The following is a 12,630-nucleotide window of genomic DNA, read 5'->3' as shown; positions in this document are numbered from 1 at the left end:
GACCTGCTTCCGCCCCCGGACCCGCTCCCGCCCCCGGACCCGCTCCCGGCTTCGGCGCTGTCGTCGCCCCCGAAGTCGCGGTGGCCGCAGACGCCGCAGAGTCGGCGGACGCGGCAGAGTCGGCGGACGTGGCAGTCGTCGCGGACGTCCACGAGGCCTCCGCCGCCCCCGGTGCCTCCGCTGTTCCTGGCGCTCCGGGTGTCCCCGGCGTCCGCTCCGCGGCTGTCTCCGTCTTCTCTTCCTTCTCCTCGGGCGCGTCAGGCTCCTCGGGAGCCTCCCGCAGGAGTTCCGTGAGGAGCCGTACTGCGCCCCTCTTGTGCAGCGGGTCGTTGCCGTTGCCGCACTTGGGGGACTGGATGCAGGACGGGCAGCCGGCGTCGCACTCGCAGGAGGCGATGGCCTGGCGGGTGGCGGTCAGCCACGCGCGGGCCGTGTGGAAGGCGCGCTCGGCGAAGCCCGCGCCGCCGGGATGGCCGTCGTAGACGAAGACCGTCGGCAGCAGCGTGTCGGGGTGGAGGGGGACCGAGACCCCGCCGATGTCCCAGCGGTCGCAGGTGGCGAAGAGGGGCAGCAGGCCGATCGAGGCGTGTTCGGCGGCGTGCAGGGCGCCGCCGAGGATCTCGGGGTTGATCCGGGCCGCGTCGAGCTGGTCCTCGGTGACCGTCCACCACACGGCACGCGTGCGCAGCGTGCGAGGAGGGAGGTCGAGCTTCGACTCGCCGAGGACTTCCCCGGTGATGACACGCCGTCGCAGGAAGGACACGACCTGGTTGGTGACTTCGACAGAGCCGTAGCACAACCGGCCCTGTCCCCAGGGGACTTCGACGTCCGTCTCCAGGACCGAGATCGACGTCGTGTCGCGGGCCACCGTCGAGTACGGCGGGTCGGCCTGTTCGACCAGGGCGACGGAGTCCTCCAGGTCCAGGGACCGCACGAGATAGGTGCGGCCCTGGTGGAGGTGGACGGCGCCCTCGTGGACGGTGGTGTGGGAGGAGCCCGCGTCGACCGTGCCGAGGAGCCGGCCGGTGCCGGCTTCGACGACCTGGACCGGCCGGCCGCCCCCGCCGCGGATGTCCGCGAGGTCGGCGGCCCGCTCCCGGCGGGTCCAGTGCCAGGCCTTGGTCCGGCGGCGCAGCAGCTTCGCGGCCTCCAGCTGCGGCAGCAGGCCTTCGGCCTCGGGCCCGAACAGGGCCAGGTCCTCCTCGGCCAGCGGGAGCTCCGCCGCCGCCGCGCACAGGTGCGGGGCGAGGACGTAGGGGTTGTCGGGGTCGAGGACCGTGGACTCCACGGGGCGGTCGAACAGGGCCTCGGGGTGGTGGACGAGGAAGGTGTCCAGGGGGTCGTCGCGGGCGACGAGGACCGCCAGCGCGCCTTGCCCGGCCCGTCCCGCCCGGCCGGCCTGCTGCCACAGGGAGGCGCGGGTGCCCGGGTAGCCGGCGATGAGGACGGCGTCGAGGCCCGAGACGTCGATGCCGAGCTCCAGGGCGGTGGTCGCGGCGAGGCCGAGGAGCTCGCCCGAGTGCAGGGCCTGTTCCAGGGCGCGCCGTTCCTCGGGGAGGTAGCCGCCGCGGTAGGCCGCGACACGCCGGGCCAGCGAGCGGTCGACCTCGGCGAGGCGTTCCTGCGCGATCACCGAGATCAGTTCGGCTCCGCGTCGGGAGCGGACGAAGGCGACGGTGCGCACGCCCTGGACGGCGAGGTCGGTCAGCAGGTCGGCGGTCTCGGCGGTGGAGGTACGCCGGACGGGTGCACCTTTCTCGCCGACCATGTCGGTGAGCGGAGGCTCCCACAGGGCGAACACCAGTTCGCCGCGAGGGGAGGCGTCGTCGGCGACCTCGACCACCGGCAGGCCGGTGAGACGGCCCGCGGCCACGGCCGGGTCGGCGGCCGTCGCGGAGGCCAGCAGGAAGACGGGAGAGGCGCCGTAGCGGGCGCACAGGCGGCGCAGACGGCGCAGCACCTGGGCGACGTGGGAGCCGAACACGCCGCGGTAGGTGTGGCACTCGTCGACCACGACGTACTTCAACGACTTGAGGAAGGAGGACCACCGGGGATGGGACGGGAGTATGCCCCGGTGCAGCATGTCCGGATTGGTGAGGACGTAGTTGGCGTACTGGCGGATCCACTCCCGTTCCTCGAAGGGGGTGTCGCCGTCGTACACGGCCGGCCGAACGGCGGTGCCCAGAGGTTGTGAAAGTTCCTTCACCGAACGGCACTGGTCCGCCGCCAGCGCCTTGGTGGGCGCCAGGTAGAGGGTGGTGGCCCCGCGGCCGTTGGGGGCCTCGGAGCCGTCCAGGAGGGCGGAGAGGACCGGCACGAGGTACGCCAGGGACTTGCCGGAGGCGGTGCCGGTGGCGACGACCACGCTGTCGCCGTCCAGGGCGTGCTCGGCGACCCGGGCCTGGTGCGCCCAGGGGTGCTCGATGCCGCAGGCCTGCACGGCCGCGACGACCTCGGATCGAATCCGGTCCGGCCAGACTGCATGGCGGCCCGCACGCGGGGGCAAGTGCTCCGTATGAGTGATGCGCGACGCCCGGCTCGGTCCCGGGGCGAGCCGGTCCAGGACCTCGCCCGGAGACAGGCGCGGCGCGGCCTCGGACGAGGGTCGATCGGATCGGTGATTCTTGGCCATCGGCACCGAGTGTGTCACTGGCGTGACGGACAATGGAGCCAAGGCGTCGTGCACGCCTGCCGGTAAGTGATTGAATGCCATCGCGGCTGGCGTACCGTCCCGGGGGCTCCTGCCCAGGTGTTCCGAGGGACGACCGCTCGATAGCAAGGTGCTGGAGGATCCGTGGACCTGTCCCTGTCGACCCGTACCGTCGGCGATCGTACGGTCGTCGAGGTCGGTGGCGAAATCGACGTATATACCGCGCCCAAGTTGCGCGAGCAGCTGGTCGAGCTGGTGAACGACGGGAATTTCCACCTCGTCGTCGACATGGAGGGCGTGGACTTCCTCGACTCCACCGGGCTCGGCGTGCTGGTCGGCGGACTGAAGCGGGTGCGTGCCCATGAGGGTTCGCTCCGGCTGGTCTGCAACCAGGAGCGTATTTTGAAGATCTTCCGCATCACTGGTCTGACCAAGGTGTTCCCGATTCACACCTCGGTCGACGAAGCGGTCGCTGCCACCGACTGATCCACCTCGTCCCGGGTCGCCCCGTGCGGCCCGGGCGCGGTTGGTCGACCAATGACGGGGGTCTGGGCCGAGACGGCCCGGCCCCCTGACAGCACGCCCGTAGTTCCGAGGGGGACGCATGGCCACCGTTGAACTCCGTTTCAGCGCGCTGCCCGAGCACGTCAGGACCGCCCGTCTGGTGGCGGCAGCGGTGGCGCGCAGGGCCGGAGTGGACGAGGCCGTCCTCGACGAGGTCAGACTCGCTGTCGGCGAGGCCTGCACCCGCGCCGTCGGGCTGCACCAGAGCGTCGGCATCACCGCCCCGGTGAAGGTGCTGCTGATCGAGGAGGAGAAGCAGTTCTCCATCGAGGTCGGCGACGAGGCGCCGCGTGCGGCGCCCGGCGACCGGGCGCCCGGTTCCGGCGGGGACGTGGAGGCCGAGGAGGACGAGATGGGCCTCGCGGTCATCAGCGGCCTCGTCGACGACGTGGAAGTCACCGCCGGGGAACACGGCGGGCAGATCCGTATGACGTGGCCGAGCGCGTCGGCGGCCACACCCGTCTGAGCCGACCACAGAGCTTTCTCACCCGAAGGGCCCCACTCAGGTGGGGCCCTTCGGCATGCGCGCACCTGGGGACTCGGGCATGCTGACAGTGATCTCAAGAAGTGAATCATGGGACGCCGGGTCATGAGGTGGCGAAAATCGACTGCAATTCGTGAAGTAATTCACGATCAATGCCCTGAAGGCATTACTTGACGAAAAGGCGAATTTCGTTTCCCGCGCTCTGTTTTGATCAGGTTCCGGTACCTACAATCCGTCCACATCTTGAGCTCAGCCCAAGCGTCAAGGAGGACGAATGGCGGGGCTTCACACCACTCATCCGTTGGACCACCCCACCACTCTCGCAGCGGCAGAACTGACCAGCGGCAACCGCCTGCTCGTGGTGGTCATCGCGGTCGTGGCGCTGGCTGCGCTCGTGGTCGCGGGTGTACTGCTGCGCCAGGTGCTCGCGGCCGGCGAGGGCACCGACAGCATGAAGAAGATCGCGGCGGCGGTCCAGGAAGGCGCCAACGCCTATCTGGCCCGGCAACTGCGCACACTCGGCGTATTCGCCGTCGTCGTGTTCTTCCTGCTCATGCTGCTGCCCGCCGACGACTGGAATCAGCGAGCAGGGCGGTCGATCTTCTTCCTGATCGGCGCCGCGTTCTCGGCGGCCACCGGTTATATCGGCATGTGGCTCGCCGTGCGCAGTAATGTGCGCGTCGCCGCGGCGGCCCGGGAAGCGACTCCGGGAGAAGGCGAACCCGAAAAGGATCTCACCGCCGTCTCGCACAAGGCAATGAAGATCGCATTCCGTACGGGCGGCGTCGTCGGCATGTTCACGGTGGGGCTCGGCCTGTTCGGGGCCGCCTGCGTGGTGCTGGTGTACGCGGCCGACGCGCCGAAGGTGCTGGAGGGTTTCGGCCTCGGTGCGGCCCTCATCGCCATGTTCATGAGGGTCGGCGGCGGCATCTTCACCAAGGCCGCCGACGTCGGCGCCGACCTGGTCGGCAAGGTCGAGCAGGGCATTCCGGAGGACGATCCGCGCAATGCCGCGACCATCGCCGACAACGTGGGCGACAACGTCGGCGACTGCGCCGGCATGGCGGCGGACCTCTTCGAGTCGTACGCCGTCACCCTGGTGGCCGCCCTGATCCTCGGCAAGGCCGCCTTCGGCGACGCCGGGCTCGCCTTTCCCCTGCTGGTCCCGGCGATCGGCGTGCTCACGGCCATGGTCGGGATCTTCGCGGTCGCCCCGCGCCGCGCCGACCGCAGCGGCATGTCCGCCATCAACCGGGGCTTCTTCATCTCCGCGGTGATCTCGCTCGTGCTAGTCGCCGTGGCCGTCTTCGTCTACCTCCCCGGCACGTACGCCGACCTCGACGGCGTCACCGACGCGGCGGTCCAGGGCAAGGACGGCGACCCCCGCGTCCTCGCCGTGGTCGCCGTGGCGATCGGCATCCTGCTGGCCGCCGTCATCCAGCAGTTGACGGGCTACTTCACCGAGACCTCCCGCCGACCGGTGCGCGACATCGGCAAGTCGTCGCTGACCGGCCCCGCCACGGTCGTCCTGGCCGGCATCTCGGTCGGCCTCGAATCGGCCGTCTACACGGCTTTGTTGATCGGTCTGAGCGTCTACGGGGCGTTCCTGCTCGGCGGCACGTCGATCATGCTGGCCCTGTTCGCGGTGGCGCTGGCCGGCACCGGACTGCTCACCACGGTCGGCGTGATCGTGGCGATGGACACCTTCGGACCCGTCTCCGACAACGCGCAGGGCATCGCGGAGATGTCCGGTGACGTCGAGGGCGCGGGCGCGCAGGTGCTCACCAACCTCGACGCCGTCGGCAACACGACCAAGGCCATCACCAAGGGCATCGCCATCGCCACCGCGGTCCTGGCGGCGTCGGCGCTCTTCGGGTCCTACCGGGACGCGATCACGAGCGGCGCGCAGGACGTGGGCGAGAAGCTCTCCGGAGCGGGCGCGCCGCTGAACCTGATGATGGACATCTCGCAGCCCAACAACCTCGTCGGTCTCATCGCGGGCGCGGCGGTCGTCTTCCTGTTCTCGGGACTGGCGATCAACGCGGTGTCCCGTTCGGCCGGTTCCGTGGTGTTCGAGGTGCGGCGGCAGTTCCGCGAGCACCCCGGGATCATGGACTACAGCGAGGAGCCGGAGTACGGCAAGGTCGTCGACATCTGCACCCGGGACGCCCTGCGCGAGCTGGCCACACCGGGACTGCTCGCCGTGCTGGCGCCCGTCTTCGTCGGGTTCACCCTCGGGGTCGGGGCGCTGGGCGCGTTCCTGGCGGGGGCGATCGGCACCGGCACGCTGATGGCCGTCTTCCTGGCCAACTCCGGCGGCGCGTGGGACAACGCGAAGAAACTCGTCGAGGACGGCCACCACGGCGGCAAGGGCAGCGAGGCGCACGCCGCGACGGTGATCGGCGACACGGTCGGCGACCCGTTCAAGGACACCGCCGGTCCGGCGATCAACCCGCTGCTGAAGGTCATGAACCTGGTGGCGCTGCTCATCGCGCCCGCCGTGATCAAGTTCAGTTACGGCGAGGACAAGAGCATGGCCGTGCGGATCATGATCGCGATCGTGGCGCTCGCCGTCATCGTGGCCGCCGTCTACGTCTCCAAGCGGCGCGGTATCGCGGTGGGCGACGAGAACAACGCGGGGACGGCGTCCAAGTCGGCCGATCCCGCGGTGGTTTCGTAGACCTGCTCACCTGTGGCCGACTCAAGGGGCGGGCGGACGGCGCTGGTTGCCGCTCCGTCCGCCCCCTGTGTGGGGCGTGTGACCATGCCGTGACCCTTCTCTCTCTTGGTGCAAATGCCGCTATTCAGCTATGTAGCGGACATTCGTGCTGGGGTTGTCGCCCGGTTGCCGTGTATGTTCCGGGGCCGAGAGCCATGGAAGGGACCGATCCGGTGAACAAGAAGCTCGCGGCCGCACTGTCCGGCGGTGCGGTACTGGTACTGGCGCTGTCCGGATGCAGCAGTGACGACGGCGGCAACAAGGAACTCGACGCCTGGGCCAAGCAGGTCTGCGACGCCCTGCCCGCCCAAGACGCGAAGGTCGACGCGGCGAACGCCGCGATCAAGCAGGCCGCCACGGACAACAACGCTCCCGCGAACGTCCAGAAGACCGACTCGCAGGCCTTCCAGGACATGTCCGACGCCTACAACGCGCTCGCCCAGGCCGTCCAGAAGGCGGGGCCGCCGCCCGGGGTCGACGGCGGCGAGAAGAAGCAGAAGGACGCCGTCTCCGCGCTCACCACCCTCTCGACCTCCTACGCGGGCCTGAAGAAGCAGGTCGACGCCCTGGACACGAAGGACCAGGCGAAGTTCGCCGACGGCCTCCAGAACATCGCCACCGACCTCGGCAAGCTCAGCAAGAGCGGCAACACCGCGCTGAAGAACCTCGAGCAGGGCGACGTCAAGAACGCCATGGCCCAGCAGGAGAGCTGCAAGAAGGTCGCCTCCTCCGCCAAGGCCGGCGCGACGGCGAGCTGACGCCCGCACGCCCCGGGGCGGCTTCGGGACGAAGCCGCCGCGCCGGCGCCCGGGGACTCGGGTCGACGGGCGCTCGGCACGAGTCGCCGCGTGCGGAGGAAGGACGTCCGGGGGAAGCCGTCGCGGGGGTGATCGGGAGACAATGGGAGGCGTGAGCAACGCCACCACGCCCTCCCTGCCCTCGGCCGACCGTCCCGAGGTCGCCGCCCTGCTGCGCGAGGCCCTCCTCGCGGCCTCCTTCACCGCGGACGGTCTCCTCGACCTGCTCGGCGCCCCCGCCTACGCGGCCCTCGCGCGCAGCGAGACCGTGCCCGCGCTGCGCGCGACCCGCGGGGACACGCCGCTGGAGACTCTCGTCCGCCTGTTCCTGCTGCAACAGCCGGCGCCGCACGCGCGCGTGGCGGAGTTCCTGCCGGTGCACGCGTGCGTGGAGAGCGGCTGGCTGGCCCCGGCCGGCCCCGACGAGGTGGCCGCGACCGTCGACGTCCGCCCGTACGGCGGCCCGGACGGCGAGGACTGGTTCATCGTGTCCGACCTGGGCTGCGCGGTGGGCGGCGCCGGCGGCAGCGCGAACGGGGGCCGGCAGGCGGACGCGGCGGTCGTCCTGGGCGTCGGCGGCGCGTCGACCACCCTCGCCGGCATCACCGTGCGCAAGCCCGTCGCCGCCGCCCTCGACCTCGGCACCGGATCCGGCATCCAGGCGCTGCACGCCGCGCAGCACGCCACGCGCGTGACGGCGACCGACCTCAACCCGCGCGCGCTGCACATCACCGCGCTCACCCTCGCCCTGTCCGGGGCTCCGGCCGCCGACCTGCGCGAGGGCTCCTTGTTCGAGCCGCTTCGCGACGACGAGACGTACGACCTGATCGTGTCGAACCCGCCGTTCGTGATCTCCCCCGGGGCCCGTCTGACCTACCGGGACGGCGGGATGGGCGGGGACGATCTGTGCCGCTCGGTCGTTCAGGGAGCGGGGGAACGGCTGAACGAGGGCGGATTCGCCCAGTTCCTGGCGAACTGGCAGCACGTGGAGGGGGAGGACTGGCAGGACAGGATCAGGTCATGGGTGCCACGCGGCTGCGACGCGTGGATCGTGCAGCGTGAGGTGCAGGACGTCACCCAGTACGCGGAACTCTGGCTGCGCGACGCCGGCGATCACCGGGGCGACCAGGCCGATTACCAGGCGCGCTACGACGCATGGCTGGACGAGTTCGAGGCGCGCAAGGTGAAGGCCGTCGGATTCGGCTGGATCACGCTGCGCAGGACGGCGGCCGCCGAACCCGTCGTCACGGTGGAGGAGTGGCCGCACCCGGTCGAACAGCCGCTCGGCGACACGGTCCTGGCGCACTTCGCACGCCTCGACCACCTGCGCACGCACGACGACGCGGCTCTGCTCGCCGGCCGTTTCCGGCTGGCCGCCGAGGTCGTCCAGGAACAGGTCGGGCTGCCCGGCGCCGAGGACCCGGAGCACGTCGTGCTGCGTCAGCACCGCGGTATGCGCCGGGCCACCAAGGTGGACACGGTCGGCGCGGGCTTCGCGGGCGTGTGCGACGGTTCGCTGAGCGCCGGCCGGATCCTCGACGCCATCGCGCAACTGGTCGGCGAGGACCCGGTGTCGCTGCGGGACCGCACTCCGGCCCAGATCCGCCTGCTGGTGGAGCAGGGCTTCCTCGAACCTGCGGAGTGATCGCGGAACCCGCGCCCGGCCCGCGCCGACGCCGGGTTCCCGCCGAGGCGCTCGTCCCCGCCCGGTCCCTTCTCCCTGCCCAGGCCGTCGCCCCGGCCGGCCGGCCGCGTCGCCCCTGCCCAGGCCGTCGGCCCGGCCAGGGGGCTGTTCCCGGCCTGCGGCCGTCGACGGCTGGGAGGCTGTTCCCGGCCGCCGACCCCGCTCGTGGTCCCGGCGTTCACCTCGGGTTCGCCGGGACGCCGCCCGCGCGTGCCACTCTCCGGGCGGAAGCGTGCGGGAGCGGGAGAACAGAGGCGGGGACGAGCATGGAGCGTGGGCCGGCGATCTTCGCGGGGATGGTGTTCGTCCTGTTCGGAGGCTCACTCCTGGTGTGGACCGCGGTCCGGGTGCGGCACCGCGAGCCGGTGGCCCAGGATGTGAGCCCCGTCGCATCGGCGGCCCTGGCCGGCCTCGGCGCGGTCGCCACGCTGGCCCTCGGCGCGTGGTGCTTCGTACGCCTCTGAAACCGCCGGTGGATCACCTCCGGACAGGACGGGATCACGGCGCGGACCACCGACGGGACCGGATCGGGGCCCGACTTCGAGGGCGCGGCCGGATCTTCGTTCGAGCGGCGAGAGCACGGTCCCGCCGAGGCTCCCCGAGGTCTCCTCGGATAAAGGGGACGACGTGTTCCGGACGTACGGAAAAGGGCCGGTCGGTACTCCGGGCGGCAGGAATGGCGGTAGTCGGGTTACCGTTCGAGTGGCCGTTGCGGGCTTTTCCCGTTTGACACGGGGGCGGGATGTACCGTCACACTCCGCAGCGTCACCATGACCCGACCCCCGGGAGCAAGGCCTGGGGAGGCCCCAGCGTCGATCCGGAGAGAAGAGCGAAGTTGTCCCCGACCAGCGAGACCGCACAGGGCGGCCGCCGACTCGTGATCGTCGAGTCGCCTGCCAAGGCGAAGACGATCAAGGGTTATCTCGGCCCCGGCTACATCGTCGAGGCCAGCGTCGGGCACATCCGCGACCTTCCCAACGGCGCCGCGGAGGTGCCGGACCAGTACACGGGCGAGGTGCGCCGCCTCGGTGTGGACGTCGAACACGATTTCCAGCCGATCTATGTCGTCAACGCCGACAAGAAGGCGCAGGTCAAGAAGCTCAAGGATCTCCTCAAGGAGTCCGACGAACTCTTCCTCGCCACCGATGAGGACCGGGAGGGCGAGGCGATCGCCTGGCACCTCCAGGAGGTCCTCAAGCCCAAGATCCCCGTCAAGCGGATGGTCTTCCACGAGATCACCAAGGACGCGATCCGGGCCGCCGTCGCCAACCCGCGCCAGCTCAACCAGAAGCTCGTCGACGCCCAGGAGACCCGCCGCATCCTCGACCGCCTCTACGGCTACGAGGTCTCGCCGGTCCTGTGGAAGAAGGTCATGCCGCGCCTGTCGGCCGGCCGCGTCCAGTCCGTCGCCACCCGGCTCGTCGTCGAGCGGGAACGCGAGCGCATCGCGTTCCGCTCCGCCGAGTACTGGGATCTGACGGGCACCTTCGCGACCGGCCGCGCGGGAGACTCGTCGGACCCGTCGTCGCTGGTCGCCCGCCTCCAGGCCGTCGACGGCAGGCGCGTCGCGCAGGGCCGTGACTTCGACTCCCTGGGACAGCTCAAGAGCGCGAACACCCTCCACCTCGACGAGGCCGACGCCCGTGCCCTGGCCGCCGCGCTGGAGAACACGCGGTTCGCCGTGCGGTCCGTCGAGTCCAAGCCGTACCGCCGCTCGCCGTACGCCCCGTTCCGTACGACGACGCTCCAGCAGGAGGCGAGCCGCAAGCTCGGCTTCGGCGCCAAGGCGACCATGCAGGTCGCGCAGAAGCTGTACGAGAACGGCTTCATCACGTACATGCGAACCGACTCCACGACGCTGAGCGACACCGCGGTGTCCGCCGCCCGTGCCCAGGTCACGCAGCTGTACGGGGCCGACTACCTGCCGGCGCAGCCGCGCACGTACGCCGGGAAGGTCAAGAACGCGCAGGAGGCGCACGAGGCGATCCGCCCCTCGGGTGATCGTTTCCGCACGCCCGCCGAGACGGGCCTCAGCGGCGACCAGTTCCGGCTCTACGAGCTGATCTGGAAGCGCACGGTCGCCTCGCAGATGAAGGACGCCATCGGCAACAGCGTGACGGTGAAGATCGCCGGCGCGGCGGCCGACGGCCGGGACGTCGAGTTCAGCGCCTCCGGCAAGACCATCACCTTCCACGGCTTCCTGAAGGCGTACGTCGAGGGCGCCGACGACCCGAACGCCGAGCTGGACGACCGCGAGCGCCGCCTGCCCCAGGTCGCCGAGGGCGACGCGCTGTCCGCCGAGGAGATCACGGTCGACGGGCACGCCACGAAGCCCCCGGCCCGTTACACCGAGGCCAGCCTGGTCAAGGAGCTCGAGGAGCGCGAGATCGGCCGCCCCTCGACGTACGCGTCGATCATCGGCACGATCCTCGACCGCGGCTACGTCTTCAAGAAGGGCACCGCGCTCGTCCCGTCCTTCCTGTCGTTCGCCGTGGTCAACCTCCTGGAGAAGCACTTCGGGCGGCTCGTCGACTACGACTTCACCGCCAGGATGGAGGACGACCTCGACCGCATCGCCCGCGGCGAGGCGCGCGCCGTGCCGTGGCTGAAGCGGTTCTACTTCGGCGAGGGCACCGGCACGGTCGAGGGCGGTGCCGCGGACGCCGGCAACGGCGACGGCGACCACCTCGGCGGCCTCAAGGAACTCGTGACCGACCTGGGCGCGATCGACGCCCGCGAGGTGTCCTCGTTCCCGGTGGGCGACGGCATCGTGCTGCGCGTGGGCCGCTACGGCCCCTACATCGAGCGCGGCGAGAAGGACGCCGAGGGCCACCAGCGCGCGGACATCCCCGAGGACCTCGCGCCCGACGAGCTGTCCGTCGAGTTCGCCGAGGAACTGCTCGCCAAGCCGAGCGGCGACTTCGAGCTGGGCGCCGACCCGGAGTCGGGCCACCAGATCATCGCCAGGGACGGCCGCTACGGCCCGTACGTCACCGAGGTGCTCCCCGAGGGCACCCCGAAGACCGGCAAGAACGCCGTGAAGCCGCGTACGGCCTCGCTGTTCAAGTCGATGTCGCTGGACACCGTCACGCTGGCGGACGCCCTCAAGCTGATGTCGCTGCCCCGCGTCGTCGGCGCGGACGCCGAGGGCGTGGAGATCACCGCGCAGAACGGCCGCTACGGCCCGTACCTGAAGAAGGGCACGGACTCGCGCTCGCTCCAGACCGAGGACCAGCTCTTCACGATCACCCTCGAAGAGGCGCTGGAGATCTACTCCCAGCCCAAGCAGCGCGGCCGGGCCGCCGCCAAGCCGCCGCTGAAGGAGCTGGGCACGGACCCGGTCAGCGAGAAGCCGGTCGTCGTCAAGGACGGTCGCTTCGGCCCGTACGTCACCGACGGGGAGACCAACGCGACCCTGCGCTCCGGCGACAGCGTCGAGGAGATCACCCCGGAGCGCGGCTACGAGCTGCTCGCCGAGAAGCGCGCCAAGGCGCCGGCCAAGAAGACGGCCAAGAAGGCGCCCGCGAAGAAGGCGACGGCGAAGAAGGCGGCCCCGGCGAAGAAGACGGCCGCCAAGAAGGCCACCGCGAAGACGACGACGGCCGCCAAGAAGACGACCACCGTCAAGAAGACGGCCGCGAAGAAGGCGACGGCCTCCCCGTCGTCCTCGTCAAAGGACTGACGGCCCGGCGGGTCCAGGACCGGCCACCGTTCCTCCACGGCAGGTTCGCG

8 protein-coding genes are annotated in these 12,630 nt (G+C 70.8%); 7 read left to right on the top strand and 1 reads right to left on the bottom strand.

Annotated elements, in window-relative coordinates; translation table 11 throughout:
- Positions 1-2,713: DEAD/DEAH box helicase (locus KMS84_RS28040; protein WP_256919246.1), on the bottom strand; the 2,713-nt coding region annotated here is incomplete at its 3' end.
- Between the two features lie 81 nt (positions 2,714-2,794).
- On the opposite strand from KMS84_RS28040, the gene bldG reads away from it, so the two are divergent.
- The 7 genes from bldG (at position 2,795) to topA (ending at position 12,580) form a co-directional block, all read left to right on the top strand.
- Complete coding sequence (gene bldG, locus KMS84_RS28035; protein ID WP_009189842.1) at positions 2,795-3,136, top strand: anti-sigma factor antagonist BldG; 342 nt, start codon at positions 2,795-2,797, stop codon at positions 3,134-3,136.
- Between the two features lie 118 nt (positions 3,137-3,254).
- Positions 3,255-3,680 carry an ATP-binding protein gene (locus KMS84_RS28030; protein ID WP_256919245.1) on the top strand — a complete coding sequence of 142 codons (426 nt, stop codon included), beginning with the start codon at positions 3,255-3,257 and terminating at the stop codon, positions 3,678-3,680.
- A gap of 292 nt (positions 3,681-3,972) precedes the next feature.
- Positions 3,973-6,378 (top strand): sodium-translocating pyrophosphatase, encoded by a 2,406-nt coding sequence (locus KMS84_RS28025; protein ID WP_256919244.1) that lies wholly within the window; start codon positions 3,973-3,975, stop codon positions 6,376-6,378.
- A gap of 194 nt (positions 6,379-6,572) precedes the next feature.
- Positions 6,573-7,175: a small secreted protein gene (locus KMS84_RS28020; RefSeq protein WP_256919243.1), complete on the top strand. Its 603-nt coding sequence runs from the start codon at positions 6,573-6,575 to the stop codon at positions 7,173-7,175.
- Positions 7,176-7,317: 142 nt separating this feature from the next.
- Positions 7,318-8,859 (top strand): DUF7059 domain-containing protein, encoded by a 1,542-nt coding sequence (locus KMS84_RS28015; protein WP_256919242.1) that lies wholly within the window; start codon positions 7,318-7,320, stop codon positions 8,857-8,859.
- Positions 8,860-9,164: 305 nt separating this feature from the next.
- Positions 9,165-9,362, top strand: coding sequence for a hypothetical protein (locus tag KMS84_RS28010; RefSeq protein ID WP_256919241.1), 198 nt, complete (start codon positions 9,165-9,167; stop codon positions 9,360-9,362).
- A 371-nt stretch (positions 9,363-9,733) separates the two neighbouring features.
- Complete coding sequence (gene topA / locus KMS84_RS28005) at positions 9,734-12,580, top strand: type I DNA topoisomerase (protein WP_256919240.1); 2,847 nt, start codon at positions 9,734-9,736, stop codon at positions 12,578-12,580.
- Positions 12,581-12,630: the final 50 nt, after the last annotated feature.

Source organism: Streptomyces hilarionis (assembly GCF_024539675.1).
Lineage (GTDB): Bacteria > Actinomycetota > Actinomycetes > Streptomycetales > Streptomycetaceae > Streptomyces > Streptomyces hilarionis.
This window is presented reverse-complemented; position numbering and strand designations above follow the sequence as displayed.